Origin of the sequence: Rahnella bonaserana, assembly GCF_019049675.1 — a bacterium.
GTDB classification, from domain to species: domain Bacteria; phylum Pseudomonadota; class Gammaproteobacteria; order Enterobacterales; family Enterobacteriaceae; genus Rahnella; species Rahnella bonaserana.
This window is the reverse complement of record NZ_JAFMOW010000065.1, coordinates 259,743-286,642: the sequence shown is the minus strand read 5'-3', so window position 1 is coordinate 286,642 and position 26,900 is coordinate 259,743. Positions and strand designations below refer to the sequence as shown.

The 26,900-nt window shown below is 54.5% G+C and carries 25 protein-coding genes; 9 read left to right on the top strand and 16 right to left on the bottom strand.

Going from position 1 to position 26,900, the window contains the following annotated elements; genetic code table 11:
• The first annotated feature begins 282 nt into the window (after window positions 1-282).
• From adk to J1778_RS17090, 3 genes are all read left to right on the top strand, one after another.
• Complete coding sequence (gene adk / locus J1778_RS17100; protein WP_217174183.1) at window positions 283-927, top strand: adenylate kinase; 645 nt, start codon at window positions 283-285, stop codon at window positions 925-927.
• A gap of 255 nt (window positions 928-1,182) precedes the next feature.
• Window positions 1,183-2,145: a ferrochelatase gene (gene hemH / locus J1778_RS17095; protein ID WP_112287545.1), complete on the top strand. Its 963-nt coding sequence runs from the start codon at window positions 1,183-1,185 to the stop codon at window positions 2,143-2,145.
• A 38-nt stretch (window positions 2,146-2,183) separates the two neighbouring features.
• Window positions 2,184-3,503: an inosine/guanosine kinase gene (locus tag J1778_RS17090; protein ID WP_217174182.1), complete on the top strand. Its 1,320-nt coding sequence runs from the start codon at window positions 2,184-2,186 to the stop codon at window positions 3,501-3,503.
• A 197-nt stretch (window positions 3,504-3,700) separates the two neighbouring features.
• Here the strand turns inward: J1778_RS17090 and J1778_RS17085 are convergent, their stop codons facing one another.
• From J1778_RS17085 to copA, 7 genes are all read right to left on the bottom strand, one after another.
• Window positions 3,701-4,945, bottom strand: a complete 1,245-nt coding sequence (locus tag J1778_RS17085) for a sensor domain-containing diguanylate cyclase (RefSeq protein WP_217174181.1) — start codon at window positions 4,943-4,945, stop codon at window positions 3,701-3,703.
• A 146-nt stretch (window positions 4,946-5,091) separates the two neighbouring features.
• Window positions 5,092-6,783, bottom strand: coding sequence for a YbaL family putative K(+) efflux transporter (gene ybaL / locus J1778_RS17080; RefSeq protein WP_217174180.1), 1,692 nt, complete (start codon window positions 6,781-6,783; stop codon window positions 5,092-5,094).
• 237 nt (window positions 6,784-7,020) lie between these two features.
• Window positions 7,021-8,232 carry an MFS transporter gene (locus J1778_RS17075; RefSeq protein ID WP_217174179.1) on the bottom strand — a complete coding sequence of 404 codons (1,212 nt, stop codon included), beginning with the start codon at window positions 8,230-8,232 and terminating at the stop codon, window positions 7,021-7,023.
• 45 nt (window positions 8,233-8,277) lie between these two features.
• Window positions 8,278-8,757: a Cys-tRNA(Pro)/Cys-tRNA(Cys) deacylase YbaK gene (ybaK, locus tag J1778_RS17070; RefSeq protein ID WP_217174178.1), complete on the bottom strand. Its 480-nt coding sequence runs from the start codon at window positions 8,755-8,757 to the stop codon at window positions 8,278-8,280.
• Between the two features lie 80 nt (window positions 8,758-8,837).
• A complete protein-coding gene (locus J1778_RS17065; protein WP_167458018.1) occupies window positions 8,838-9,002 on the bottom strand; it encodes a hypothetical protein in 165 nt (54 codons plus the stop codon).
• 4 nt (window positions 9,003-9,006) lie between these two features.
• Window positions 9,007-9,807 (bottom strand): TraB/GumN family protein, encoded by an 801-nt coding sequence (locus J1778_RS17060; RefSeq protein WP_217174177.1) that lies wholly within the window; start codon window positions 9,805-9,807, stop codon window positions 9,007-9,009.
• A 93-nt stretch (window positions 9,808-9,900) separates the two neighbouring features.
• Window positions 9,901-12,429: a copper-exporting P-type ATPase CopA gene (gene copA / locus J1778_RS17055; RefSeq protein WP_217174176.1), complete on the bottom strand. Its 2,529-nt coding sequence runs from the start codon at window positions 12,427-12,429 to the stop codon at window positions 9,901-9,903.
• A gap of 145 nt (window positions 12,430-12,574) precedes the next feature.
• Between copA and cueR the strand changes: the two genes are divergently transcribed.
• Window positions 12,575-12,973 carry a Cu(I)-responsive transcriptional regulator gene (gene cueR, locus J1778_RS17050; protein WP_217174175.1) on the top strand — a complete coding sequence of 133 codons (399 nt, stop codon included), beginning with the start codon at window positions 12,575-12,577 and terminating at the stop codon, window positions 12,971-12,973.
• A 2-nt stretch (window positions 12,974-12,975) separates the two neighbouring features.
• On the opposite strand, the gene J1778_RS17045 is transcribed toward cueR, so the two are convergent.
• The 5 genes from J1778_RS17045 to tesA form a co-directional block, all read right to left on the bottom strand.
• On the bottom strand, window positions 12,976-13,437 hold the full coding sequence (locus J1778_RS17045; protein WP_217174247.1) for an NfeD family protein: 462 nt from the start codon (window positions 13,435-13,437) through the stop codon (window positions 12,976-12,978).
• The gene (locus J1778_RS17040; protein WP_095925004.1) at window positions 13,437-14,357 is read right to left on the bottom strand and encodes an SPFH domain-containing protein; all 921 of its coding nucleotides are present in this window, start codon (window positions 14,355-14,357) and stop codon (window positions 13,437-13,439) included. The genes J1778_RS17045 and J1778_RS17040 overlap by 1 nt, the downstream gene beginning before the upstream one ends.
• A gap of 236 nt (window positions 14,358-14,593) precedes the next feature.
• Window positions 14,594-15,451, bottom strand: coding sequence for a co-chaperone YbbN (locus J1778_RS17035; RefSeq protein WP_217174174.1), 858 nt, complete (start codon window positions 15,449-15,451; stop codon window positions 14,594-14,596).
• Window positions 15,452-15,659: 208 nt separating this feature from the next.
• Window positions 15,660-16,436, bottom strand: coding sequence for an SDR family oxidoreductase (locus J1778_RS17030; protein ID WP_217174173.1), 777 nt, complete (start codon window positions 16,434-16,436; stop codon window positions 15,660-15,662).
• Window positions 16,437-16,556: 120 nt separating this feature from the next.
• On the bottom strand, window positions 16,557-17,186 hold the full coding sequence (gene tesA, locus J1778_RS17025) for a multifunctional acyl-CoA thioesterase I/protease I/lysophospholipase L1 (RefSeq protein ID WP_238484775.1): 630 nt from the start codon (window positions 17,184-17,186) through the stop codon (window positions 16,557-16,559).
• On the opposite strand from tesA, the gene ybbA reads away from it, so the two are divergent.
• Window positions 17,157-17,843: a putative ABC transporter ATP-binding protein YbbA gene (ybbA, locus tag J1778_RS17020; protein WP_217174171.1), complete on the top strand. Its 687-nt coding sequence runs from the start codon at window positions 17,157-17,159 to the stop codon at window positions 17,841-17,843. The genes tesA and ybbA overlap by 30 nt on opposite strands.
• Window positions 17,840-20,272 carry a putative ABC transporter permease subunit YbbP gene (ybbP, locus tag J1778_RS17015; protein WP_217174170.1) on the top strand — a complete coding sequence of 811 codons (2,433 nt, stop codon included), beginning with the start codon at window positions 17,840-17,842 and terminating at the stop codon, window positions 20,270-20,272. Before ybbA ends, ybbP begins: the two co-directional genes overlap by 4 nt.
• 219 nt (window positions 20,273-20,491) lie before the next feature.
• Here the strand turns inward: ybbP and purK are convergent, their stop codons facing one another.
• Entirely contained in the window at window positions 20,492-21,556 is a 1,065-nt protein-coding gene (gene purK, locus J1778_RS17010) for a 5-(carboxyamino)imidazole ribonucleotide synthase (RefSeq protein ID WP_217174169.1), read from the bottom strand.
• Window positions 21,553-22,062, bottom strand: coding sequence for a 5-(carboxyamino)imidazole ribonucleotide mutase (gene purE / locus J1778_RS17005; protein WP_112287560.1), 510 nt, complete (start codon window positions 22,060-22,062; stop codon window positions 21,553-21,555). The genes purK and purE overlap by 4 nt, the downstream gene beginning before the upstream one ends.
• Before the next feature lie 180 nt (window positions 22,063-22,242).
• On the opposite strand from purE, the gene J1778_RS17000 reads away from it, so the two are divergent.
• Window positions 22,243-22,875 carry a MiaE family protein gene (locus J1778_RS17000; protein WP_013576577.1) on the top strand — a complete coding sequence of 211 codons (633 nt, stop codon included), beginning with the start codon at window positions 22,243-22,245 and terminating at the stop codon, window positions 22,873-22,875.
• Between the two features lie 112 nt (window positions 22,876-22,987).
• Here the strand turns inward: J1778_RS17000 and lpxH are convergent, their stop codons facing one another.
• Entirely contained in the window at window positions 22,988-23,710 is a 723-nt protein-coding gene (lpxH, locus tag J1778_RS16995; RefSeq protein ID WP_217174168.1) for a UDP-2,3-diacylglucosamine diphosphatase, read from the bottom strand.
• Window positions 23,711-23,736: 26 nt separating this feature from the next.
• Entirely contained in the window at window positions 23,737-24,231 is a 495-nt protein-coding gene (ppiB, locus tag J1778_RS16990) for a peptidylprolyl isomerase B (protein WP_112287563.1), read from the bottom strand.
• Between the two features lie 227 nt (window positions 24,232-24,458).
• Between ppiB and cysS the strand changes: the two genes are divergently transcribed.
• On the top strand, window positions 24,459-25,850 hold the full coding sequence (gene cysS, locus J1778_RS16985) for a cysteine--tRNA ligase (protein WP_217174167.1): 1,392 nt from the start codon (window positions 24,459-24,461) through the stop codon (window positions 25,848-25,850).
• A gap of 182 nt (window positions 25,851-26,032) precedes the next feature.
• Window positions 26,033-26,896, top strand: coding sequence for a DNA-3-methyladenine glycosylase 2 (gene alkA, locus J1778_RS16980; RefSeq protein WP_238484774.1), 864 nt, complete (start codon window positions 26,033-26,035; stop codon window positions 26,894-26,896).
• Window positions 26,897-26,900: the final 4 nt, after the last annotated feature.

The window sequence follows — 26,900 nt, the reverse complement described above, 5'->3', positions numbered from 1 at the left end:
GATATAAACAGGAAAGGGTGTCGTGAAAGCGACACCCTTTTTTATTGCTGCGTTTATTCCCTGATCCAGTCCCTGAAAGCATGCGAGTAAAGTTCAGCAATCATGCCGGTAGCGTGATGTTCTCGCTGGTCGTGGTCCCGCAAACCTGGTGGGTAAAACGCCGGATGGCGCAGGCTTAACCCCAATTTCTGCGGGGTGTGTTCCTTGAGCAAAAGTGCTCAGAATGGTATGGTTGACCGGTTTTCGAGATTCATAATAATTACATGCAAGGGGATTTACGCAATGCGTATCATTCTGCTGGGCGCTCCGGGCGCAGGTAAGGGTACTCAGGCTCAATTCATCATGGAGAAATTTGGTATTCCACAAATTTCTACCGGTGATATGTTGCGCGCCGCTGTGAAGGCCGGAAGTGAGCTCGGCAAGAAAGCAAAAGAGATTATGGATGCCGGTAAACTGGTGACCGATGAACTGGTTATCGCACTGGTGAAAGAACGTATCCAGCAGGAAGATTGCCGTAACGGCTTCCTGTTAGACGGTTTCCCACGCACCATTCCGCAGGCCGATGCCATGAAGGACGCGGGCATCAAAGTGGATTACGTGCTGGAATTTGATGTGCCTGATGAGCTGATCGTTGATCGCATCGTGGGCCGTCGCGTACACCCTGGCTCTGGCCGCGTGTACCACATCCAATACAATCCGCCAAAAGTGGAAGGTAAAGACGATGTGACTGGCGAAGAACTGATCACCCGTAAAGATGATCAGGAAGAAACCGTGCGTAAACGTCTGGTGGAATACCATGAGCTGACTGAGCCGCTGGTATCTTACTACAGCAAAGAAGCAGAAGCGGGTAACACCAAATACGTCAAAATTGACGGCACACAGCAAGTTTCTGCTGTGCGTGACGAACTGGCTGCAATCCTGAGCTAATCGTCTGTACTGCACGCTCCCACGGGGTGACTTCGGTCGCCCCGTTTGTTTTTCTGCGCCAGCGCATCTGCCGCCTTAAGTATGAAGGGTATTAATAACAATTCGCATTGATAGCTACTGCCGTTGTTCCGATTGTCATTGTTTTCGTTACAATGACCTGCGCCTCTTTTCAGCATTGCCAATTGCAGCACCAAAAAACGGCGGCGCCCATCATTTTTCACACGGCTTCAATGCCATCAATTTAGGATATTCAGCATGACGCAGACTAAATTCGGTGTTCTCCTGGTCAATCTCGGAACACCGGAAGCACCGACTCCGCAGGCCGTTAAAAAATATCTGGCTGAGTTTTTGAGTGATATCCGCGTCGTGGATACGCCCCGTTTACTATGGTGGCCTATCCTGAATTTGGTGATCCTGCCGCTGCGATCTCCGCGGGTGTCCAAACTGTATAAAGCGGTCTGGATGGAAGAGGGCTCGCCGCTGATGGTGTACAGCCGCCGTCAGCAGAAAGCGCTGGCAGAACGCCTGCCGGGCACGCCGGTTGAACTGGCGATGAGCTACGGCAAGCCGGGCATGAAAGAGCCGATTGAAAAACTGCTGGCCCAGGGCGTGACCAAAATGGTAGTCCTGCCGCTCTATCCGCAATATTCCTGTTCGACCAGCGCCGCGGTATTTGACGGCGTGGCGCGGGTGCTGAAATCTCAGCGTCGCCTGCCTTCAATGAGCTTTATCCGCGATTATGCCACCCATCCGGCGTATATTTCTGCGCTCAAAGCCAGCATCGAACGTTCCTTTGCTCAGCATGGCGAACCGGATCGTCTGGTGCTGTCCTTCCATGGTATTCCGAAGCGCTTTGTCGCTGAAGGCGATGATTATGAACAGCGTTGCCGCGATACCGTGCAGGCGCTGACTGACGCACTGCAACTGCCATCGGGCAAAATAATGCTGACCTTCCAGTCGCGCTTTGGTCGCGAGCCGTGGCTGACACCATACACGGATGAAACCCTGAAAGGCCTTCCGGCTCAGGGAGTTAAGCATATTCAGATCCTGTGCCCTGGCTTTGCGGCAGACTGCCTGGAGACGCTGGAAGAGATCAAAGGCGAGAACCGTGAGATTTTTATTCATGCAGGCGGCGAGCGCTTCGAATATATTGACGCCTTAAACGACCAGCCGGAGCATATCGATCTGCTGCAACAACTGGTCACTCAGCACTTCTGAATGAAGCCTGAGCTTTTTGAATTTCCCGAGAATAATGAATGAAATTTCCTGGTAAACGTAAGTCTAAACACTATTTTCCGGTCAGCGCGCGTGACCCTTTATTGCGTGATTCTATGCTGCAGGAGATGCAGCCGGAATCTGAAGCCGGGGCCTCGTACATTGTCGGCATCGACCAGACAATGGTCGATATTGAAGCGCGCGTGGATGAAAATTTTGTGGCCCGTTACGGCCTGACGCCGGGTGAATCCAATATTCTTGACGATGATATGTCGGAAGCGCTATATCAGGAACTGATGAGCCACGCTCTCATCAGCCATCAGTTTGCCGGTGGCACCGTCGGCAATACGCTGCATAACTATTCCGTGCTGGCTGATGACCGTTCGGTGCTGCTGGGCGTGATGTGTAATAACGTCAAAATCGGTGATTACGCTTACCGCTATTTGTGTAACACCTCCAGCCGTGTGGATCTTAACTTTCTGCAAGGCGTGGACGGCGCAATTGGCCGCTGTTTCACCCTGATCAGCGACACCGGCGAGCGCACCTTTGCCATCAGTCCGGGCAAAATGAATGAACTGCATGCGTACAGTGTGCCGGAAGATGTGATTGCCGGCGCGTCTGCGTTGCTGCTCACCTCATACTTGCTGCGCAGCAAGCCGGGCGAACCGATGCCGGAAGCCACCATGCAGGCCATTGAGTACGCGAAAAAGTACCATGTGCCGGTGGTCTTAACGCTGGGTACGCAATATGTCATCGCGGATGATCCGCAGGCATGGCGCGATTTCATCCGTGATAACGTGTCGATTCTGGCGATGAACGAAGATGAAGGGTTTGCGCTGACCGGCATGAAAGATCCGCTGATGGCGGCGGATAAAGCGCTGGACTGGGTGGATCTGGTTTTGTGTACCGCCGGACCGAACGGTCTGTTTATGGCGAGTTATACCGAAGACGAATTCAAACGCACGACACAGCATCCGTTGCTGCCGGGCGCGATTGCAGAATTTAATCAGTATGAATTCAGCCGGGCGATGCGCCGTGAATGTTGTCAGGTTCCGCTGAAGATTTATTCCCACATCGCGCCGTATATGGGCGGACCGGAAAAAATCATGAACACCAATGGTGCGGGCGACGGGGCATTATCGGCGTTGCTGCATGATATCGCCGCGAACGGTTTCCACCGTACTTCTGTGCCGAACTCCAGCAAACACGCCCGTGAGTATCTGACGTATTCCTCGCTGGCGCAGGTGTGTAAATATGCCAACCGCGTCAGCTATCAGGTTCTGAATCAGCATTCTCCGCGTCTGACGCGAGGATTGCCGGAACGTGAAGACAGTCTGGAAGAAAGTTACTGGGAACGATAGGGAGACAGGTGGCTGCCCACGTCAAGACCTTGGGTTGCCACCCAAACCGGCCTCAGGCTTCTTAAATCAAAACCTGCCGCAAAATGTAATTTTTGATTATTGTGAGAAGGTAATCAGAAGGGCAGTAAAAGAGAAGCAACGGGTTTAGCAAGGGGCTTAAACAGGCGCAGTGATGAACTGCGCCCTTATGTCTGCCCTCAACCCGCCTGCACCTGATTCCTTCCTGATGTCTTTGCGCGATATAACGCGTCATCCACACGTTTAAACAGTCTGGTGAAGTCTTCTCCTGTTTCGTACTGCACCACGCCGACGCTCACCGTCATTGAAGGTAAATCAGGGTGTACAAATCCTTCTACGGCGAAGCGCAGTGTTTCCGCCACGTGTAATGCACCTTCCAGTCCGGTCAGCGGCAGCAAAATCAGAAACTCCTCGCCACCCCAGCGGAATACGGTATCACTTTCGCGGATCCCCGTTTCCAGCGTTCTCGCCAGCAGCACCAGCGCTTCATCGCCTTTGTTATGCCCGTGCTGATCGTTAATTGCTTTGAAATGATCGGCATCGACCAGCATCAGACTGAAATTGTGCGTGCGTTGCAGATTTTGAGTCCGCGCGTTTTCCACCAGTTGCATAAACTGGCGGCGGTTGCCCAGTCCGGTCAGCGGATCACGGAGTGCAGCGTGTTCCAGCTCCTGCTCAAGGCGTTTCTGCTCGGTAATATCGTGAATAATGCACAGCATCAGCCGCACGCCATCCACGTCCACCGGGCCGGCGTAAGTCTGCACATGGCGCAGATTACCGTCCGCCAGTTTATGCACAAACGTCAGCGGTTTATGTCCGCCGGGCAGACGGGCGATTTCATGCATCACCGGCAGCACGTCCTGGCCCATCGCATTGATTTCCCAGGTGTGTCTCATGCACATTTCGTCGCGTGTGTAGCCATAGAATCGCGTCGCCGCCAGATTCGCATCGACAATCTGCCCGTTATTAGCAGGGTCAATCAGCAGCATTGGCGCCGTATTAGTCTGGAAAAATCGCTCATAGAAACCGCTCTGATCACGGCGGTAAGGTCGGGCTTCGCTCAGGAACGAACCGGGTGCCGGAACATTGGCCGCGGAGGTATGTGTTCCTTCGAACACGATGACCGGTTCCTGCAAGCCAAACTGTGCCAGAGAAAGACGACAGCTCAGGGGAAAGGCGCGGCCTTCTTTGTGGATGGTCCAGATTTCAATGACCTGATCGCCTTTTTGCAGATGAGGCAGATAGGACTCGAGGGGTTGCAAAGACTGGACCGAAAACTGACCGTTGCGCAAGGGTCCCAGCAAACTGTTACCCGCAAGTTTTCTGGCCGCCGTATTAGCGAAAAGAATTTGCTGGTTATGTACTGAGACAACCCAGACCGGCGTGCTCAAAATGTTCAATGTTTCCAGATGGGATAGCAACATCGCAGTACCGGTCAATTTTTGACATAAAAAGAGAATACCGCGAAATGATCTGATTAGGTGTTTTTTATGTCGCGAAAGTTAAAGGGAATTTTTTGCGGGGAGGGGGCAGGCGCAGCAAAAGTACTGCGCCCGGCGTAAAGAACAAATCAGATCGGGCAAAATGGCCTTTTTTCGTCTTCGGTCATGGCATCTATCTGCAACATATCTACCATGCTGTTGGCAATTTCACGTTCGCCCATCACTACGCGATTTGCACCACGCTCCAGGATGTAAGTCACTTCGTCATCATAATGCGCACGGGCGATAATCTCGATATTAGGCCGTTTGGCACGCGCAGAGGCGACGATTTCTCCGGCTTCGTAACCATTCGGAATGGTCACCAGCAGCCAGCGGGCGCAGTCGAGACGCGCCAGATCCATCACTTCCTGATTGGCGGCATTGCCCAGCACCGTGCTGATGCCCTGATCGCGCAGGGCTTCGACGCGCGGGCGCGAATTTTCAATCACCACCAGCGGGATGCCTGCGGCCTGAAGTTTCTCGCCGAGCAGGCTGCCGACACGTCCGTAACCGACCAGCAGCGCGTGGTTGCACAAATCGAACGGGATTTGTTTTTCATCTTCCACGGCTTCTTCGATGCTTTGATCTTCAATGGTTTCTGTTTTTGCCAGATACTTTTCAAGCAATGTGAACAGCAGCGGGTTGAACATAATCGACAAAATTGCCCCGCCCAGAACCAGATTGCGGCCATGTTCCGACAGCAGCCCCAGTGAAATTCCAAGGCCTGCGAGAATAAAGGCGAATTCCCCAATCTGCGCCAGGCTGACGGAGATCGTCAGCGCGGTGCGTCTGGAATGCCCGAACATCTTCACCAGCAGGAAAGCGGCGACTGACTTACCCAATACGATAATTGCCAGGGTAGCGATCACGGTCAGCGGTTCGCGCACCAGGATCATCGGGTCAAACAACATGCCGACGGAAACGAAGAACAGCACCGCAAACGCATCGCGCAGCGGTAACGTATCGTGTGCCGCGCGCTGGCTGAGTTCGGATTCATTGAGCACCATACCGGCGAAGAAAGCGCCCAGCGCGAACGACACATCAAAGAATTCAACTGCGCCGTAAGCGATGCCCAGCGCCAATGCCAGAACGGACAGCGTAAACAGTTCGCGTGAACCGGTACTGGCGGTTTTTGCGAGGATCCATGGCACAACGCGGCGCCCGACCACCATCATCAGCACCATGAACGCAATCACTTTACCGATAGTCACCGCCAGTCCTGTGAGCAGTTCAACCGGGCTGGAGTGATGGCTTTCCAGCATGCCGCTGAACGCAGGCAGCAGAACCAGCGTCAGCACCATCACCAGATCTTCCACAATCAGCCAGCCGATGGCGATTTGCCCGCGCTGGCTATCAATCAGTTGCCGTTCTTCCAGCGCACGCAACAGCACCACGGTACTGGCGGTGGACAGACACAGCCCGAACACCAGTCCGGTCGCCAGATCCCAGCCCATCAGACTCGATAATCCCATCCCAAGCAGCGTCGCTACCGCGATTTGCGCTACAGCGCCGGGAATGGCTATCGACTTTACGGCGAGGAGATCTTTCAGGGAAAAATGCAGGCCGACGCCAAACATCAGCAGAATGACGCCGATTTCAGCCAGCTCCGGTGCCAGCGAGGTGTCAGCAACGAAGCCCGGTGTAAAAGGGCCGGCCAGCACGCCAGCGGCGAGATAGCCAACCAGAGGAGAAATTCGCAGGCGGTTGGCGAGCATTCCTAACAGGAACGCTAAGACCAGACCGCCGACGATGGTAGTGATGAGAGGCGTAGAATGATGCATTCAGACTCCTTCTGGTTATGCATAAAGCAAATATGTTGCTGATTGTTTCTAAGTTTATGGTAAAAATCGTTTTCGCGTTGGGGAAATTTGGCCTTTTTTATTAAAAATCATCAGCAGACGATAAAAAAATTTCCAACGCGGGATTTAAATGGGTTTTATCAGGCAGATATCAAGGGAATAAGGGGTCAGACGCTGCCGATATTTAACTATCGGCAGCCGGGAAGGAAAGGTTAAGAGCTATTTGCGTTCAATATTTGGCAGGAATGCTGTCAGGATCCCCAGCAACGGCAGGAAGGCACAAATCTGATACACCAGTTCGATGCTGGTTTTATCCGCCACATAGCCGAGAACCGCGGCGCCAAGCCCGCCCATACCGAAGGCCAGACCGAAGAACAGGCCGGAAACCATGCCGACTTTGCCCGGCATCAGTTCCTGCGCAAACACCAGAATGGCGGAAAATGCCGAGGCCAGGATCACGCCGATAATCACGCTCAGCACGCTGGTCCACATCAGGTTGGCATGCGGTAAAAGTAGCGTAAACGGCGCGACACCCAGAATTGAGACCCAGATGACGTATTTGCGCCCAATCCTATCGCCCACCGGCCCGCCGATAATGGTGCCCGCTGCCACGGCAAACAGGAAGACGAAAAGGTGAATTTGCGCACTCTGCACCGATACACCGAATTTATGGATCAGGTAAAAGGTGTAATAACTGCTCAGGCTGGTCAGATAGAAATACTTCGAGAAAATCAGCACCAGCAGAATGCCCATCGACATCGCCACCGTTTTACGCGGCAGCAGGGTGATATTGCTGTGCACCGGGCCACGCTTTTTGGCGATCTGATTTTGCTGGCGGTACCATTTACTGATTTGCAGCAGCACGACAATCCCCAGCAGCGCGGCCAGCGAGAACCAGGCGACGTTGCCTTTACCGTAAGGCGCAATAATCAGTGCCGCAAGCAACGGCCCGAGTGAAGAACCCAGATTGCCACCGACCTGGAACAGCGACTGCGCCAGCCCGTGACGTCCGCCCGATGCCATGCGCGCCACGCGGGAAGATTCCGGGTGGAACACTGAAGAACCTGTGCCCACCAGCGCCGCCGCCAGCAATACCACCGGGAAACTCTGCGCCACTGCCAGCAGCAGCAGGCCGGAAAGTGTAAAGCCCATGCCGATCGGCAAAGAATAGGGCTGCGGATGCTTGTCGGTGTAATAGCCAATCAGCGGTTGCAGAAGCGATGCGGTTATCTGATACGTCAGGGTAATCAGCCCTATCTGCGTAAAGCTCAGGGAAAACTCGTTTTGCAGCAACGGATAAATCGCCAGTATCAGCGACTGGATCATGTCATTGAGCAGGTGAGAAACGCTGATCGCCGCCAGAATAGAAAACGCAGTCTTTTTGACTGCGTCTTTCTGCGGGATTTCAGGCGTTGACGTTGAATCTGTCATAGCAGGTGAACCTTATTATTGTAAGGGTACAGATTTTCAGTGCCGTCAGTCGATTTTAGCGATATCAGCAAACTGGCCTTTGAGTAAACGGCAAAGATCGCCTGCCGCCAGTTCAATATCAAGTCCGCGTTTACCGCCTGAAACATAAATCGTGGAAAACGTCTGCGCCGGGCTGTCGATCACTGTCGGCAGCAGTTTTTTCTGCCCGAGCGGGCTGATGCCGCCGACCAGATAACCGGTGACGCGCTGGGCGATCGCCGGATCCGCCATATCGGCTTTTTTGGCCTTCAGGGCTTTGGCGACCTTTTTGAGATCCAGCATCGACGCGACCGGCGTGACGGCAACGGCCAGGTTTTTGGCATCACCGTTGAGCGAAACCAGCAGCGTTTTATAAACCTGACGCGCATCCAGCCCGAGTTTTTTCACGGCTTCATCGCCAAAATTTGTTTCATCGCTGCTGTGTTCGTAAGGGTGAAGGGTAAAGCTGACTTTATTTTTTTCCAGGAGGATGACCGCGGGTGTCATGATTACCGCCTATTTTATTTACTTTTTGTTCGGAAAATCGTCATCAGCTCAATCTGATGAAAACAAACAATAAAGTATGATTACTGAGCGAGGATGAAATAGTAGAGCAATGAATGGTTATTGCCAAGACCCGCCGCAGATTGATACCCTGTCCGCGCCGGTGCTGTGCCTGCAAAGGCCGGCACTGAAGCTATAACTAATAAAATGAAATTCCTCTTTGACTGGCCGATAGAAATATCGGCCATTTTTTTATCCTTTGAGCAGCTCCGGCAAATTCCCTTCGCCGTACAAATGCAGCGCGCCGACCGCCACCACATAGTTTCCTGCAGGCAGATCCAGCAACTGTTTTTTCCAGCGCGCATTCCGCTGATTCATCAGCACATCGTATAAATCACTGCTGAACGTATTCGGAAGTTGCTCAACTGCCAGTCCCGGTTTGCTGTCCAGCCACCAGCTGATCATGGTTTGCAGCAGGCGCGCGTTGGTGTGCCAGTGCGTCAGGGTATCTTCCAGCAATCCCAGGCCGTCGTCAGGAAGTTGCTGCAACAGCGCAAATTGCTCCTCCGGGCCTTCAAGTTCAATGACCGGCGTTTTCTGATCTTTAGCGGTGTGCAGCAACTGATAATCGATGCCGTAATTACCTCGCAGTCCGAGACGCTGTGCCTGCGTGGCCTGTAATATCAGCGCGACCTGCCATGATGGCAAAGGATTGAGCGTCCACATCGACACACCCAACTCTTCGCATAAACGTTCGACGTGGAGATATTGCGATTCAGAAAGGCGTTCGGCCAGCGGAGGATATTCGCCGGTCATACTGAAAGGGGAATCGGTGCCGCTGATATCCGCTTCGACAATAAGCGCATCGGCTTTTTTAAGGCGGCGCAACAGTTGCGCGGGCAGCGGTTGCATATCCTGCGTGCCCATATGAATGCTGCCGACCAGATGCAGAAAGCGGTTGCCGGGAAGCCGGATATCAATGGCGGGATAGGAATACTCGGCGGGGAACAGCCTGCGAAGCAAGCTGAATGCCCGGTTTAAGAACGGCGCCATAATGCAGGGTCTCCCGAAAAATGAGAGACCATGCTAACGCGCCTGTGGTTTAGCGAACAGGGGAAACGTCTTGTTTTTTCGGCGTGTTTTTCATCACTTCCCTTTTTTTGGTGAAAAGCGTAACAGACGGTTTGCGTTGGCGACCACCGTGATGGAAGAAAGCGCCATCGCAGCACCCGCCACTATCGGGCTGAGCAGGGTACCGGTCAGCGGATAGAGCACACCAGCGGCGACCGGAATACCAATCACGTTGTACACAAAGGCACCCAGCAGGTTCTGCTTCATATTACGCAGCGTCGCCTGTGACATCGCCAGCGCATCGGCGACTCCGTGCAGACTTGGACGCATCAGCGTAATCGCCGCAGTTTCAATCGCCACGTCACTGCCGCCACCCATGGCAATGCCGACATCCGCCTGAGCCAGCGCCGGAGCGTCGTTAATGCCATCACCAATCATGGCGACCTGCTGCCCTTTAGCCTGCAAGGCTTTAATGGCGTCGGCTTTGCCTTCGGGGCGGACACCGGCAATGACCGTATCAATGCCTGCCTGCGCCGCAATAGCCTGCGCGGTTTGCGGGTTATCGCCGGTCAGCATCACCAGCTGATAACCCAGCTGATGCAGGCGCTGTAACGCACTGACGCTGTCTTCACGCAGCGGATCACGCAGGGCAAACAGCGCCGCAATCTTCCCGTCAGCAGCCAGCAATACCGGCGTGGCGCCTTCGCTGGCTAACGTATTCAGTAAAGTGTCAGCCGCCTGAGTATCCACTGCGTTTTCCTGCATCAGCGCCTGATTGCCCAGCAGCAGGGATTGTTCTTCCACGTCGCCGCGCAAACCGAGCCCGCCAAGGGTGCGGAAATTCATCATATCGGGGATTTCCAGTCCTTCAGCTTTTTCGACAATCGCCTGCGCCAGAGGATGGTGTGAACCTTTTTCCAGTGCGGCGGCAAACCGTAAAGCCTGTTGCTCACTGAAACCGCTGAATGTATGAATATCGGTCACTTTCGGCTGACCTTCGGTCAGCGTCCCGGTTTTATCAAACACCAGCGTGGAAAGGGTGCTGGCTTTTTGCAGCGCATCGGCATCACGCACCAGCACGCCAAACTCCGCGGCGCGTCCGACACCGGCGGTAATCGACATCGGCGTTGCCAGACCGAGGGCACAAGGACAGGCGATGATCAGCACCGTAGTGACAATCACCAGTGTGTACATCAGTTGCGGTTGCGGACCTAAGAAGTACCAGATAGCACCGCTGAATAACGCAATCAGCACCACCACCGGTACGAAGACGGCAGAGATTTTATCCGCCAGCTTACCGATTTCAGGTTTACTGCTTTGGGCTTCGCGTACCAGATTAATAATGCGCGAAAGGGTGGTCTGGCTGCCGATGGCATCCGCGCGAAACAGCACACTGCCGTCTTTCACCAGCGTACCCGCATGCACTTTTTCACCCTGCGATTTTTGCTGGGGGATGGGCTCACCGGTCAGCATCGCCTCATCCATCCAGGCTTCGCCGCTTTGAATTTCGCCGTCAACCGGCACGCGGTCACCGGTAGTCAGGCGCAGTGTCATACCTTGCTGAACGTCAGCCAGTGGCAGCGTTTTCTCGCCTTCTGCGGTGACTACGCGCGCGGTGGGCGGGGTCAGGTCCAGCAGGCGTTCGAGCGCCTGAGACGAACGCTGACGTCCGCGTTGTTCCAGTGCGTGGCCAAGGTTAATCAGACCAATAATCATCACACTGGCTTCATAATAAAGATGACGTGCCTGCATCGGGAACGCCTCCGGCCACAGGCTGACGGCGAAGGAAAATATCCAGGCCGCACCGGTACCGAGCGACACCAGCGTGTCCATGTTGGCGCTGCCATGCATCAGGCTTTTCCAGGCGCTGCGATAAAAATGGCCGCCCGCCACCACCATGATCAACAGGGTCAGCAGCCCGACGATCAGCCAGCCGGTCTGGTTGCCAGCGGTCACCATCATTTCACCGCCGAGTAATCCCCATAGCATCATCGGGATACCCGCGGCTAAGCCGAGAGCTGCCTGCCAGCTGAAGCGGATCATGCTTTTGCGCGAGGTTTGTTGCTGGCGTTCACGGCGTTTGGTTTCGTCGATAATGATTTCGGCACCATAACCGGCCTGTTCAACGGCAGCAATCAGCGCATTCTGGTCAGCATTACCGCTGATCAGCGCACTGCGTTCCGCCAGATTGACGCGTGCCCGTTCGACGCCGTTCACGCCTTCCAGCGCCCGCTGCACTTTACCGACGCAACTGGCGCAACTCATACCGCTGAGCAACAGCTGTACGCTGTCATCGGCGGGCTGAGCAGACTGAGTCTGTGCCGGAACAGATGACATCGCCGCTGACAGGGGTTCCGGCAAAACTTTCGCCTTATCGGTCAGCGGCTCAGATTTTGGGGATGTGTCTCCAACAACCTGTGCTTCATAACCGGCGTTAACCACAGCATCGACCAGACTCTGGCTGCTGGCATCGCCTTTGACGATGGCTTTATCCAGAGAAACTTCAACGGCAGTCGTGCCTTCCACAGCTTCCAGCGCTTTACGCGTTGAAGCCACGCAGTGCCCGCAGGACAGGCCTTGCAGAGATAATACGGTGGTTGTCATGATGATTTTCCTTAGGTTAACTTCACTAAGGACAGAGGATAAACCTTCCAGCAAGGGGAAGGTCAAGCCGCAGTCTCCGTTATTTTCATTTCATGGCGTATGATGTTTGTATCATGCGTAAAAATCAGTTTGTCGTGGAGGCGAAATGAACATCAGTGATGTGGCGAAAAAAACCGGTCTCACCAGTAAAGCGATTCGGTTTTATGAAGAGAAAGGGCTGGTCACAGCACCGGCACGCAGTGAGAACGGCTACCGCAGCTATGCACAAAAACATATCGAAGAACTGACGCTATTACGTCAGGCGCGGCAGGTCGGATTTACGCTGGAAGAATGTCAGGAACTGGTGGCGTTATTCCATAATCCGGATCGCCACAGTGCGGACGTGAAAGCGCGGACATTAGAAAAGGCCGCCGAAATTGCGCGGCACATTGAAGAACTGAAGGCGATGCGCGAGCGCTTACTGACGCTGGCGGATGCCTGTCCGGGTGACGAAGGGGCGGACTGCCCGATAATCGATAATCTCTCAGGTTGCTGTAAGCACTGAGATTATATCTGGCGAACCTCAGGTTCCACGCGCAGCGTCGCGCCTTCGACGCCGGTGATCACCACTTTGTCACCGACATTCAGTGGCGACGTGCAGATCGCCCGCCAGCTGCTGTCACCGATTTGTACCCGTGTAAACTGATTATTCACCGGTTCCAGCACGGTAGCGTGAGTGCCCACTAATTGCTGACCGCGCTGATTCAGCGCTGAATTACCCGCAGATTTATCCACCCGCTGATTCAGCCACTTCCACCACAGCCACGCCGCCAGAATAGTCAGCAGCGCAAACGCCGTGCCTTGCCATTCCCACGGCAACGGCAGGATCCACGTGACGAGGCCCACTAAAGCCGCCGCCACGCCACTCCACAGCAAGTAACCACTCGCACCCACCAGCTCAGCCGCCAGTAACAGGCCACCCAGAGACAGCCAGAATACGTGCGGATTTGCCATGAAATCGTGCAGCATCATTTGCCGCCTTTAGTTTCTTTCAGCAGTTCAGCAATCCCGCCAATGGAGCCCATCAGACTGGTGGCATCCAGCGGCATCATGATGATTTTGCTGTTATTAGCAGAACCGATTTTGGTCAGCGCATCGGTATATTTTTGTGCCACGAAGTAGTTGATCGCCTGAACACTACCGGCTTCAATCGCTTCGGAGACCATTTTGGTCGCCTGAGCTTCAGCTTCTGCCGCACGTTCACGCGCTTCAGCCTGCAGGAACGCTGACTGACGTTCACCTTCCGCTTTCAGAATTTGCGACTGCTTTTCGCCCTCAGCACGCAGAATGGCAGACTGACGCACGCCTTCGGCTTCCAGAATGTCGGCACGCTTTGTACGCTCGGCTTTCATCTGCGCGTTCATCGCGGAGATAAGTTCAGCAGGCGGACGCACGTCACGGATTTCGATACGGGTAATTTTAACGCCCCACGGATTGGTGGCTTCATCGACGATATGCAGCAAACGTGCGTTGATGTTGTCGCGTTGTGACAACATTTCGTCCAGTTCCATGGAGCCCAGCACCGTACGGAAGTTAGTCATCGTCAGGTTGACGATAGCCTGTTCCAGATTGCTGACTTCATATGCGGCGCGCGCCGGGTCAATCACCTGAATAAAGCATACGGCGTCAATGGCAACATTGGCGTTATCGCGGGAAATCACTTCCTGAGAAGGAATATCCAGTACCTGTTCCATCATATTGATTTTACGGCCGATGCGGTCCACAAAGGGCACCACCAGATTCAGCCCCGGCATCAGGGTTTTGGTGTAACGGCCGAAACGTTCGACAGTCCACTGATAACCCTGAGGCACGATCTTGATCCCGGCGTAAACCACCAGCAACGCCAGCACGATCAGAATAAGGATAGGAATGGGAATGAGATCAAACATAGAGTGAAACTCCTGTAAAACTGTGTCCTGACTATTCCGGATGAAATAGTCGAGTAAAAACATGTCCCTGGCACATTCGCCAACCGGCAAAGTGTGTGCTCAATTGTCGCACAAATAACCGTTACATCGTATTAATAAAGGATAGTTCAGGGGATAAAAGGCGGGGGAAAGCCAAAAAAAAACGCACGTCCTGTTCAGTAACGTGCGTTTGATGTTTTGCGGTCAAGCCGCATGAATTAATACAGCAGAGAATATAACTGGCGGCGATATTTGGCAGCCAGCGCATCGCCGGTCCCGAGAGCGGCCATGATATCCATCAGTGTTTTACGTGCCGCGCCGTTCGCCGCGCCTAAATCTTTTTTCAGTGGCGCCATCAGCAGTTCCAGCGCTTCTTCGTTACGTCCGACCTGATGCAATTGCAGGCTGAGTTTGACGATGAGTTCTGCGTTCTCAGGATCCTGCTGGAGTTCCTGTTGCAGCAGCTGAATTTCCGGCGTATCGGCTGCCTGTTTCAGCAGTTCAATTTGCGCAATCAGCCCCTGATAGCGGGAATCTTTATCCTGTAACGGAATAGTCGCCAGCACGGCTTCGGCGTCGTCGGTTCGGTTCAGATGAATTTGCGTTTCTGCCAGCAGCAGGCCGATATCACTGCGGTAATTGCTCAGCTGCCAGGCATCTTTGAGCACCGGCAGCGCTTCAGCCACATTGCCTGCCTGCAGCAGTTCCTGCGCCTGAGCCAGTTTCAGCTCTTCTTCTTTCGGCAACACTTTTTGCAACAGCTCACGGATCACTTCTTCCGGCTGCGGCCCCTGGAAACCATCAACAGGCTGACCGTCTTTAAACAGGTAAACCGCAGGAATTGAACGCAGACCAAACTGCTGGGCAATCATTTGCTCTGCATCGCAGTCCACTTTAGCCAGAATCAGCTGACCGGCGTATTCCACAGCCAGTTTGTCGAGAATCGGCCCCAGTTGCAGGCAGTGCTGGCTGCGTTCAGACCAAAAATAGAACATCACCGGCACAGACATGGATTGTTCCAGCGTCTGGTGCAGGTTGGTTTCGTTGATATCGATTACTGTAGGTTGTGCAAGCATGAATTCTGTCTCTCCGCTACCCGTCATACTTCGAGCTGCTGATGCGTTGGCTACGCTCATTCAGCCCGGTCACTTAGTTATCTAAGCTCCCGGGTCTTCGTGAGCTTGCCGCCTTCCCGCAACTCGAATTATTTAGGGTATAGAAAATTAAAGTATTTAAGAACAAATGGGGGCGACTCTAGCCGCTTCAACCCCCTATCGCTTTTACTTAGCTGTTTCCGCGTAATATTTTGTCCAGCAAACGGGCTGGCAACAGGCGTTTAAGCACCGTCAGGGCATGAGCCACCAGCGTGACCGGATAACGCAGGCGCGCGCGCGGGTTTTCTAAAGCATGGTGCAGTTTGGGTAAAACTGCCTCCGGCTTGAGCGTAAAACGTCGTGCAATACCCGGATTTTCTACCGGCTGGTCGGCTTGTGACTGACTGACGTTGGCGGTGAAATTACTGCTCAGCGGGCCGGGTTCAATCAGGCTGACCTGAATCCCCGTGCCGTGCAGCTCCATACGCAGCGTGTCAGACCAGGCTTCCAGCGCAAATTTACTGGCGGCATAAACGCCACGACGCGGCGTGGTAATCAGCCCCATCACCGAGCTGGTCTGGATAATGCGTCCTTCACCGTGCGGCAACATGGCCGGCAGCAAAAGCTGGGTCAGCTGATGCGTGCCGAAGAGATTGGTAGAAAATTGCTGCTCGAACTGTTCACGGCTGATGGTATTAAGCGGTCCGTAAACCCCGTAACCGGCGTTATTAAACAGGCCGTACAGACGGTTTCCCGTCAGCGCAATCACCTCGGCAGCGGCGAGTTCCACACTCTGTTTGTCATCAAGATCGAGCTGAACAGTTTCAAAACCCATTTGCTGCAGGGTGTCGATATCCTGCGTTTTGCGGCATGCCGCCAGTACCCGGTAGCCACGAGCGCGTAAATCCTGTGCGGCGACCAGCCCGATACCGCTGGAACAACCGGTGATTAATACAGCTTTTTGCATAACTTTACCTGTGGGATGTCCCTATTTTTTATGACTGTGATTTACTAGGGAGTCGGATGAAAAGGTAACGTTTTGGTTTTACTCACGTCCCGGTATTATTTTATTCATCGTATTTTAAACTTAATGCGTCAGCAGCGGTGTGAGTTTTTCTGACATCCAGTCGGCAATAAACGACTGTGCAGCCAGAGCGGGATGCAGACCGTCGTCCTGCATCCATTCAGGTTTTACGGCGACCTGTTCCATAAAGAACGGCACCAGCGGAATATTTTCCTGCTTCGCCAGCGCCGGATAAATAGCGTAGAACGCATCTCCGTAGCGGCGACCATAATTAGGCGGCAGGCGGATTTGCATCAGCAGCGGCTCGGCATTGGCCTGTTTAACCTGGCTGATAATCTGCGTCAGCGTTTGCGAAATAGTTTGCGGCGCGAAACCACGCAATCCGTCGTTAGCGCCCAGTTCAATCAGCACCCAGCGCGGATGGTGTTGTTCCAGCAAGGTTTGCAAGCGCGCCAGCCCTTGTTCAGCGGTATCGCCGCTGATACTGGCATTAATGATGGTGGGCTTTCCACCCTCTTTTTGCCATTTGTTATTCAGTAATGTCGGCCACGATTCGGCTACCGGAAGGCGATAGACTGCACTCAAACTGTCGCCAATAATCAGCAAGTTATCAGCAGCAACGGCGCGAAAACTCATTAATCCTAACAACATAAGGAAGGGGAGATGCCAGCGGAAAATGTTCTTGAAGTTCATCATCTAAGTAAGCACGTCGGTCAGGGTGAAGGTCAGCTCACCATCCTGTCCGGTGTGGAGCTGGTTGTCAAACCTGCCCAGACAATTGCCCTGATTGGCGAATCCGGTTGCGGTAAATCCACCTTGCTGGGCATTCTTGCCGGGCTTGATGACGGCACCAGCGGCGACGTGAAGTTGCTGGGCAAATCTCTTGGCGAACTCGATGAGGAAGGGCGCGCGGCGCTGCGGGCAAAAAATGTCGGCTTTGTGTTCCAGTCGTTCATGCTGGTGCCGACGCTCAACGCGCTGGAAAACGTGCAACTGCCTGCGCTGTTGCGCGGCGAAAGTGACAGCAGCAGCCGTCAGCAGGCGGTGCAGTTGCTGGAAAGTCTCGGGCTGGGCGGGCGTCTGCATCATCTTCCGGCGCAGCTTTCCGGCGGCGAACAGCAGCGTGTGGCGCTGGCGCGGGCATTTATCGGTAAACCTAAACTGCTTTTTGCCGATGAGCCGACCGGTAATCTGGATCGCGCGACCGGCGAACGCATTGTCGACTTGCTGTTTTCCCTGAACCGCGATGCGGCGACCACGCTGATTCTGGTTACGCATGACGAACAGCTGGCGGCGCGTTGCCAGCGACGGCTGCGTCTGCGCGACGGGAAATTGTGGGAGGAAGCATGATCTGGCGCTGGTTCTGGCGGGAATGGCGTTCGCCTTCGCTGCTGATTGTCTGGCTGGCGCTGACGCTGGCGGTCGCCTGTGTACTGGCACTTGGCAGCCTCAGTGACCGCATGGACAAAGGGCTGAGTCAGCAAAGCCGTGAGTTTATTGCCGGCGACCGCGTGCTGAGTTCTGCCCGGCCGATTACCGAAGCCTGGTTGCAGGATGCGCAGTCGCAGGGATTGAAAGTCAGCCGTCAGCTCTCTTTCATGACCATGACGTTTGCCGGTGAAACGCCGCAGCTTGCGGCAGTCAAAGCCACCGATTTGGCGTATCCGCTGTATGGCGCGTTACAAACCGAACCGGCGGGACTGAAACCTGAGCCTGGAACGGTGCTGGTCGCGCCGCGTTTGCTGGCGCTGCTGAACGTGAAAGTCGGCGATAATCTTGATGTCGGCGACACCACGCTGAAAATTGCCGGAGTGATTGTTCAGGAGCCGGATTCGGGCTTTAACCCGTTTCAGACCGCGCCCCGTGTGATCATGAATCTGGATGATGTGCCGAAAACCGGTGCTATACAGCCGGGCAGCCGGCTGACCTATCGTTACATGTTTGCCGGTTCTCCGCAGGCAATTCAGACTTACGGCGAGGCGATCAAAGGTCTGCTCAGACCCGATCAGCGCTGGAGCGGCATGGAAGATTCCGAAGGTGCGCTGGGCAAATCATTACAACGTTCCCAGCAGTTCCTCACGCTGTCGGCGCTGCTGACGCTGATGTTGTCGATTGCCGCCATTGCTGTCTCAATGGGGCATTACTGCCGCAGCCGTTATGATCTGGTTGCGGTGTTGAAAACGCTGGGAGCCGGAAAAAAAGCACTGCAAAAACTGATCATCGGTCAGTGGCTGGCGGTGCTGGTGCTGGCGGGAATTTGCGGCAGCGTGGTCGGCCTGGTGTTCGAAGCCGTGCTGATGAAAGTCCTGGCGCCGGTTTTGCCAGCGGCGTTACCGCCTGCCGGTGGCTGGCCGTGGGTATGGTCGATGGGCGCGATGATAGTGATCTCTTTGCTGATCGGCATCCGTCCGTATCGACAGTTACTGGCCACTCAGCCGCTACGTGTGTTGCGCCATGACGTGGTGGCGAATGTCTGGCCGCTGCGTTATTTCCTGCCGGTGATGGTACTGGTGGTGGTCGGTCTGCTGGCGGCCCTGATGGGCGGCAGTTCGCTGCTCTGGTCACTGCTGGCGGGGGTTCTGGTACTTTCGCTGTTGCTCGGTGTGATTGGCTGGGGCGCGCTGTTGCTGCTACGCAAGCTGACGTTTCGTCAGCTGCCGCTGCGTCTGGCCGTTAACCGTCTGCTGCGCCAGCCGTGGGTGACACTCAGTCAGCTGGCGGCGTTCTCGATGTCGTTTATGTTACTGGCCTTGCTGCTGGTGATGCGCGGGGATTTGCTGGATCGCTGGGAGCAACAGCTGCCGCCGGACAGCCCGAATTACTTCCTGCTCAATATTACCAAAGAGCAAATTCCGCAGGTGACAGATTTCCTGCATCAGCATAAAGCAGAGCCGGAAACCTTCTATCCGATTGTGCGGGTACGTCTGACGAAGATTAACGGTAAGGCCGCCACCGATATTATCAAACCGGATGATGCGGGCGGAGAAGCGGTGAACCGTGAGCTTAATCTGACCTGGATGGAAGGGCTGCCGGATCATAATCCGCTGGTCGAGGGCAACGGGCCGCCGAAAGCCGGTGAAGTGTCGATTGACGAGGGGCTGGCCGGGCGTCTGGGCCTGAAGCTCGGCGATAGCGTGACGTTCAGCGGTGATACGCAGGAATTCAGCGCTAAAATCACCAGCCTGCGGAAAGTGGACTGGGACAGCCTGAAGCCGAATTTTTACTTTATTTTCCCGCCGGGTGCACTGGACGCACAGCCGCAAAGCTGGCTGACCAGTTTCCGTTACCACGGCGATGTCAGCACCATTACACAGCTTAACCGCCAGTTCCCGACGCTCAGTTTGCTGGATATCGGTTCGATCCTGCGGCAGGTCGGCCAGGTCTTGCAGCAGGTGAGCAGGGCACTGGAAGTGATGGTTCTGCTGGTGATGCTGTGCGGCGGATTGTTATTACTCGCGCAAATCCAGGTCGGCATGCGTCAGCGCCGTCAGGAACTGATCGTTTACCGCACGCTGGGGGCCAGCAAAAAAATGCTGCACCGGACGCTGTGGTGCGAGTTTGCGGTGCTCGGTCTGGTGGCGGGTATTGCTGCCGCGATTGGCGCAGAAGCCGCACTCTGGCTGCTGCAACGCAAAGTGTTCGATTTCCCGTGGGAACCGAATTATCTGATGTGGATTGCGGTACCGGTGGTCAGCGCGGTGCTGTTGTCCGTCTGCGGAGGCTGGCTGGGTGTGAGGTTGTTGCGGGGGCGGGCGCTGTTCAGGCAATACGACTCGTAACCGTCATACTTCGAGCCACAGGTGCGTTGGCTGCGTTCAGTCACCCGAATCACTTACCTGAGTAAGCTCATCGGGATTCCTTGACTTGCCGCGTTACTCGGCAGAGCCTCGCCCCGTGGGGCCAGCACATGTGCTGTTCAAAAGGCTGAAGCCTTTTGTCCTGTAACTCGAATTATTTAGGTTACCAGAGCATCTCCTTTTAATAAGGAGGTGCTCAAATCAAAGCTTTTCAACTGCCCATTCAATCCCGCTGGCGTATTCAGCCGGCAGCATCGGGACCAGTGCGTTCAGGTTTTCTTTCAGCAGGCTGGCGCTGGCATCGTTGAGATTCAGGTGTCCGACTTTACGCCCTTGACGCACATCTTTCTCGTACCAGTGCAGATTGACCAGCGGCAGGTTCAGCCACTCTTCTGACACATCCGTGCCAATCAGATTCACCATCACCGACGGCGTACTGACTACCGGCTTTGGCAGCGGCAGGCCGAGAATGGCACGCAAATGCATTTCAAACTGGCTGTAGGATGCGCCGTTTTGCGTCCAGTGCCCGCTGTTGTGAACGCGCGGAGCCAGTTCGTTAATCAGCAAACCTTCGCTGACGACGAAACATTCCATTGCCATCACACCGACATAATTCAGTTCGTTGAGAATGGCCGACAGCATGCTTTCTGCCTGCTGTTGCAGGGTTGCGTCCGGCTGCGGCAATGCGACGCTGGTGCGCAGAATACCGTCCTGATGCAGGTTATGAGTCAGAGGATAAAACACAGTTTTACCGTCGTGACCACGCGCGCCTACCAGCGAAACTTCGCCGGAAAAATTGATGCCCTGCTCAACGATGCATTCGCCGTAGCAATCCTGCGGCAGAGTGCTTTCTTCGCCGGGACGCAGACGCCACTGGCCACGGCCGTCGTAACCGCCGACGCGACGTTTAACAATCGCCAGTTCGCCAAGCTGTGAGAAGACCTGCGGCCATCCGGCGGCATCAGTCAGCAACTGCCACGGCGCCGTCGCCAGACCGAGCTGGTCGAGTAACTGTTTTTGCGTCAGGCGGTCAGCCAGACGTGGGAAAATGTCGCGGTTAACGAACGCGTTGTGCGTGGCCAGTTCGCGGGTCAGTGCTGTTTCTGGCCAGCGTTCGATTTCAGCGGTGATTACGCTTTGCTGATACGGCACGGCTTCCGGTTCGGCATCAAGCCCGACGGGATATACGGCGATGCCCAGTGGTTCACCCGCCTGACGGAGCATGCGGCCTAACTGGCCGTTTCCAAGTACGCAAACCGGCTTCATGCTTCCTCCCGCGGATCGGGATTATTCAGCACTTCATCAGTTTGCGCGGTGCGCCATGCCGCCAGGTTTTTAGCAATCTCAGCATCGTGCAGGGCCAGGATTTGTGCGGCCAGCAATGCGGCGTTAGCGGCACCTGCTTTACCAATCGCCAGCGTACCGACCGGAATGCCACGTGGCATTTGTACGATGGAATACAAACTGTCGATGCCACTCAGGGCAGCACTCTGAACCGGAACACCGAGTACCGGCACCAGCGTTTTTGCCGCCAGCATGCCCGGTAAATGCGCTGCGCCACCGGCACCCGCGATGATCACATCAAAGCCATTAGCGGAAGCCTGCTCAGCGAAAGTGAACAATTTATCCGGTGTGCGGTGAGCGGAGACGATATCGACATGGAAAGGAATATTCAGCGTTGTGAGAACTTCGGCGGCGAACTGCATGGTCGCCCAGTCACTTTTAGACCCCATAACGATGGCGATTTTTGCCGGGGTAACGTTGGATGACATGTCTTTAAAGCTCCTGTGATTCGGAAATAGAAACTGCGAGGGCGCAAATGATAACACGCTCCGTGAGGGAGGAAAACGGTTGCGTCGCCGGAAAACGGCGCATTTTTGATGAGAAGTTGGCAGCAGATTTGTATAATACAAACCAATATATTGAAGACAAACTTGAGTGGAAACTGATTTATGACGCAGGCTTTACTGGCACCGATTTATGATTTTCTTCACTGTGAAACACCCGCTCTTTGGGTGGATGTGGCGCTGGAAAATCAGACGGTCATGCTGATTGACCACGCTAACTGTGAAAAGAAAGCGGCGGCGACGGCGATGAGCCTGATGACGAAATATCTGGATCGCACGGAGTTGTTGTTTTGTGCGGCGCGTCTGGCGCGTGAAGAGCTTCATCACTTCGAACAAGTGGTGGAAATCATGCAAAAACGCAATATCACCTATACCCAGCTTTCACCGTCGCGCTACGCCAGCGGCATGATTAAACATACCCGCCATCATGATGATCTGAATATTCTGGTCGACCGGCTGATTATTGGTGCCTATATCGAAGCGCGTTCCTGTGAGCGTTTTGCCAAAATTGCGCCGCATCTTGACGAAACGTTGTCGCGTTTTTATACCTCGCTGCTGCGCTCAGAATCACGGCATTTTGCCGATTATCTGGCGCTGGCAGAGCAATATGCCGGAACGGACATCAGTGAACGTGTGGAGGAGTTTGGCAGGATTGAAGCGGAACTGATCTTAACCCCGGACGAGCAGTTCCGCTTCCATTCCGGCGTACCCGTTACCCTTCATACTTCGGGCTGCTGATGCGTTGACTGCGCTCATTCACTCCGGTCACTTAGTCAGCTAAGCTCCCGGGGATTCGTGAGCTTGTCGCCTTCCGGCAACTCAAAATTATTTCGGGTAATTTTGAGATGACTTAAAACGGGAAGCTGATCAGCTCGACGTTATCGGCGGTGACTTTTACCATCGAACCTTCTTCGTGCCACGCGCCGAGTACCACGCGGTGGCCGGTTTTGTTATCCAGCGGTACGTCGTGAATCGCCGGGCGATGGGTGTGGCCGTGGATCATCCACTCGACGCCTGCCGCCTGCATTTCGCTGACCACCGCCTGCTGGTTCACATCCATAATCTCCAGTGATTTGCCCTGATTCGACGCCTTACTGTTAGCGCGCATTCTGGCAGCAATGCCCAGCCGCCATTTCAGTGGCAGCATCAAGAACAGTTTCTGGATAAACGGATTGTGGACTTTTTTGCGGAAGTTTTGATAGGCAACATCGTCGGTACACAGCGTATCGCCATGCAGAATAAGGACGCGACGTCCGTACAGCTCGAGAACTTTCTTCTCCGGCAGCAACGTCATCAGGCTGTCGCGCGCGAATCGCCTGCCGAGCAGAAAATCGCGGTTGCCGTGAATGAAGAAGCAGGGCACGCCTTGCTGATGCAAGTGATTGAGTGCGGAGGAAATTTCAGCATGAAGCGGCTGCGGATCGTCGTCGCCAATCCAGGCTTCAAACAAATCGCCGAGAATGTACAGCGCATCGGCCTGCGGCGCGTCTTCACGTAGAAAACGCAGGAAACCGGCAGTGATTGCCGGCTCCTGGGCGCAAAGATGGATATCTGCGATAAAAAACGTGGTCATGCCGACGCGTTCTTTAAAAACGTCGGTTATTCGCTGACTGTCACGCTTTTGATCACAACATCTTCTTTTGGAACGTCCTGGTGCATACCGCTGCGGCCAGTTTTGACGGCTTTAATCGCGTCAACCACGTCCATACCTTCAACCACTTCTGCAAATACACAGTAGCCCCAACCCTGCGCGTTTTTGCCGCTGTGGTTCAGGAAGTCGTTGTCAGTTACGTTGATGAAGAACTGTGCGGTAGCAGAATGCGGATCGTTGGTACGTGCCATCGCCAGCGTGCCTTTGGTGTTTTTCAGGCCGTTGTCTGCTTCGTTATCGATAGGTGCGTCGGTGTTTTTCTGGTTCATGCCTGGCTCAAAACCGCCGCCCTGGATCATAAAGCCGTTAATAACACGGTGGAAAATTGTGTTGTCGTAGAAGCCTTTACGGCAATAGTTCAGGAAGTTTTCAACCGTGGCTGGCGCTTTGTCAGCGAAAGTTTTAATGACGATGTCGCCGTGGTTGGTGTGGAAAGTGACCATAATTATCATCCTGCTAATGTTGATGTGTGCTCTGTGTCAGAGCGGCTACTATAGCCTTTTCTTATACCATAACTCAAAAGTTGCCGTCAGCAGTGCCTTTATGACCACTAAAGCCCGTCCTGCGGCCTTATGCCGTTTCGGTGAAATCATTTTCGTTATATTATGGCCGTTAGTGTCGCTTAAATGCGCCAACGTCATTTTCTACGCCCAACACACGGAATAGCCTGATGCTGAAGATTTTTAATACCCTGAGTCGCCAAAAAGAGGAATTCAAGCCAATTCATGCCGGTAAAGTCGGGATGTACGTGTGTGGGATCACTGTTTACGACCTGTGTCACATCGGCCACGGCCGCACCTTTGTGTCTTTCGACGTGGTATCGCGCTACCTGCGTTACGTCGGTTATGACCTGAAATACGTGCGTAACATTACCGATATCGACGACAAAATCATTAAACGTGCCGCTGAGAATGGCGAAACGTTTATGGCGCTCACGGATCGTATGATCGCGGAAATGCATGCTGACTTCGCGTCCCTGAACATTTTGCCGCCGGACTCTGAGCCGCGTGCCACTCAGCATATTCATGAAATCATCGAGATCGTGCAGAAGCTGATCGACCGTAACCACGCGTATGTCGCCTCCAACGGCGATGTGATGTTCTGGGTGGAAAGTGACCCGGACTACGGTGTGTTATCCCGCCAGGATCTGGATCAGTTGCAGGCGGGCGCACGCGTTGAAGTTGAAGCCAACGTGAAGCGCAATCCGATGGACTTCGTGCTGTGGAAAATGTCCAAGCCGGGCGAGCCGAGCTGGACGTCACCGTGGGGTGAAGGCCGTCCGGGCTGGCATATCGAATGTTCTGCAATGAACTGCAAACAGCTTGGCGCGCATTTTGACATTCACGGCGGCGGTTCTGACCTGATGTTCCCGCACCATGAAAACGAAATTGCCCAATCCAGCTGCGCGCACGATGGCCCGTATGTGAATACCTGGATGCACTCAGGCATGGTAATGATCGACCGCGAAAAGATGTCCAAATCACTGGATAACTTCTTTACCGTGCGCGATGTCCTGAAATATTACGATGCGGAAAGCGTGCGTTACTTCCTGATGTCCGGCCACTACCGCAGCCAGCTGAATTACAGCGAAGAGAACCTGAAACTGGCGCGTACGTCGATGGAACGCCTCTATACCTCGCTGCGTGGTACCGACGCCAGCGTCACGCCAGCCGGTGGTGAAGCCTTTGTGACGCGTTTCCGTGCCGCAATGGACGACGATTTCAACACGCCGGAAGCCTATTCCGTGCTGTTTGATATGGCACGCGATATCAACCGCCTGAAAGTGGAAGATATGTCTGCGGCTAACGGTCTGGCAGCAGAACTGCGTCAGCTGGCAGGCGTGCTGGGCTTGCTGGAACAAGATCCTGAACAGTTCCTGAAATCCGGTGCGCAGGCAGATAACGACGATGAAGTGGCTGAAATCGAAGCGTTGATCAAACAGCGTAACGATGCCCGTGCCAGCAAAGACTGGGGCATGGCGGACAAAGCGCGCGATCGTCTGAATGAAATGGGCATTGTGTTAGAAGACGGCGCGAACGGCACCACCTGGCGTCGTAAGTAATCTCCTTCATACCTGAAGCCGCAGCAGCGTTGGCTGCGTTCGCGAACCCGAATCACTGACTTGTGTCAGCTCATCGGGATTCGTTCACTTGCCGCCTTGCTGCAACTCCAGTTATTTTGGAGATGCGAGACATATAGCCTCCTTCCGGGAGGCTTTTTTATAAGGATCATCCTGTGACCCAAATGCTTCTGACGTATCAGCCCCCGTATGACTGGCAGTGGATGACGGCGTTTCTTGGCGCGCGTGCGTTGCAGGGTATCGAGCAGCAGGAGGGCGACTATTATCAGCGGACGCTGGCGGTAAGGCACAATGGCGTGCGGCTGACCGGCTGGTTGCGCCTGCGGCCTTTGCCGGAGGTTAACAGCGTAGAACTTGAGATTTCGCCGTCGCTTGAGCCGGTTACGGATATCGTGGCAAAGCAGGTACGGCGTTTGCTGGATCTCGATGCGCAGCCATTACTGATCGCTCAGGGGTTAGGGGCGCTGGCTGAAAACGCCGTGGGATTACGTCTGCCGGGCTGCGTGAACCGTTTTGAGCTGACGGTCAGGGCAATTCTCGGACAACTGGTCAGTGTGAAAATGGCAGCGACACTGGCAACGCGGCTGACCGATAAATGGGGCGAACCGGTGAGTACGCCGTTTGCGGCGCTGACTCATCTGTTCCCGTCTCCGGCGGCGGTGGCGAAATTAACGGTCGATGATTTACGCGGTATCGGCGTACAGGCCAGACGTGCAGCCTGTCTGATTAATATTGCGCAGGCGGTGGAAGAGGGGCGGTTACCGCTCGATGACATTACCGATGTGCAGGAAGGCGTCAGACAACTGCTGGCAATGCCGGGGATCGGCAGCTGGACGGCCAGTTATGTCGCGATGCGGGCCTGGTCTGCGCCGGATGTTTTTCTCGGCGGTGATTATCTGATTAAACAGCGTTTTCCGGGCATGACACCGGGGAAAATTGCCCGGTATGCTGAAGTCTGGAAACCCTGGCGCACCTACGCCACGCTGCATTTATGGTTCAATAATGACTGGCAACCGGATACGCCATAATCTG

Excerpts from the sequence above, each read along its gene's own strand:
- adk (WP_217174183.1), top strand. The coding sequence starts at position 283 with ATGCGTATCATTCTGCTGGGCGCTCCGGGCGCAGGTAAGGGTACTCAG.
- hemH (WP_112287545.1), top strand. The coding sequence starts at position 1,183 with ATGACGCAGACTAAATTCGGTGTTCTCCTGGTCAATCTCGGAACACCG.
- J1778_RS17090 (WP_217174182.1), top strand. The coding sequence starts at position 2,184 with ATGAAATTTCCTGGTAAACGTAAGTCTAAACACTATTTTCCGGTCAGC.
- J1778_RS17085 (WP_217174181.1), bottom strand. The coding sequence starts at position 4,945 with ATGTTGCTATCCCATCTGGAAACATTGAACATTTTGAGCACGCCGGTC.
- ybaL (WP_217174180.1), bottom strand. The coding sequence starts at position 6,783 with ATGCATCATTCTACGCCTCTCATCACTACCATCGTCGGCGGTCTGGTC.
- J1778_RS17075 (WP_217174179.1), bottom strand. The coding sequence starts at position 8,232 with ATGACAGATTCAACGTCAACGCCTGAAATCCCGCAGAAAGACGCAGTC.
- ybaK (WP_217174178.1), bottom strand. The coding sequence starts at position 8,757 with ATGACACCCGCGGTCATCCTCCTGGAAAAAAATAAAGTCAGCTTTACC.
- J1778_RS17065 (WP_167458018.1), bottom strand. The coding sequence starts at position 9,002 with ATGGCCGATATTTCTATCGGCCAGTCAAAGAGGAATTTCATTTTATTA.
- J1778_RS17060 (WP_217174177.1), bottom strand. The coding sequence starts at position 9,807 with ATGGCGCCGTTCTTAAACCGGGCATTCAGCTTGCTTCGCAGGCTGTTC.
- copA (WP_217174176.1), bottom strand. The coding sequence starts at position 12,429 with ATGACAACCACCGTATTATCTCTGCAAGGCCTGTCCTGCGGGCACTGC.
- cueR (WP_217174175.1), top strand. The coding sequence starts at position 12,575 with ATGAACATCAGTGATGTGGCGAAAAAAACCGGTCTCACCAGTAAAGCG.
- J1778_RS17045 (WP_217174247.1), bottom strand. The coding sequence starts at position 13,437 with ATGCTGCACGATTTCATGGCAAATCCGCACGTATTCTGGCTGTCTCTG.
- J1778_RS17040 (WP_095925004.1), bottom strand. The coding sequence starts at position 14,357 with ATGTTTGATCTCATTCCCATTCCTATCCTTATTCTGATCGTGCTGGCG.
- J1778_RS17035 (WP_217174174.1), bottom strand. The coding sequence starts at position 15,451 with ATGCTTGCACAACCTACAGTAATCGATATCAACGAAACCAACCTGCAC.
- J1778_RS17030 (WP_217174173.1), bottom strand. The coding sequence starts at position 16,436 with ATGCAAAAAGCTGTATTAATCACCGGTTGTTCCAGCGGTATCGGGCTG.
- ybbA (WP_217174171.1), top strand. The coding sequence starts at position 17,157 with ATGCCAGCGGAAAATGTTCTTGAAGTTCATCATCTAAGTAAGCACGTC.
- tesA (WP_238484775.1), bottom strand. The coding sequence starts at position 17,186 with ATGAACTTCAAGAACATTTTCCGCTGGCATCTCCCCTTCCTTATGTTG.
- ybbP (WP_217174170.1), top strand. The coding sequence starts at position 17,840 with ATGATCTGGCGCTGGTTCTGGCGGGAATGGCGTTCGCCTTCGCTGCTG.
- purK (WP_217174169.1), bottom strand. The coding sequence starts at position 21,556 with ATGAAGCCGGTTTGCGTACTTGGAAACGGCCAGTTAGGCCGCATGCTC.
- purE (WP_112287560.1), bottom strand. The coding sequence starts at position 22,062 with ATGTCATCCAACGTTACCCCGGCAAAAATCGCCATCGTTATGGGGTCT.
- J1778_RS17000 (WP_013576577.1), top strand. The coding sequence starts at position 22,243 with ATGACGCAGGCTTTACTGGCACCGATTTATGATTTTCTTCACTGTGAA.
- lpxH (WP_217174168.1), bottom strand. The coding sequence starts at position 23,710 with ATGACCACGTTTTTTATCGCAGATATCCATCTTTGCGCCCAGGAGCCG.
- ppiB (WP_112287563.1), bottom strand. The coding sequence starts at position 24,231 with ATGGTCACTTTCCACACCAACCACGGCGACATCGTCATTAAAACTTTC.
- cysS (WP_217174167.1), top strand. The coding sequence starts at position 24,459 with ATGCTGAAGATTTTTAATACCCTGAGTCGCCAAAAAGAGGAATTCAAG.
- alkA (WP_238484774.1), top strand. The coding sequence starts at position 26,033 with ATGCTTCTGACGTATCAGCCCCCGTATGACTGGCAGTGGATGACGGCG.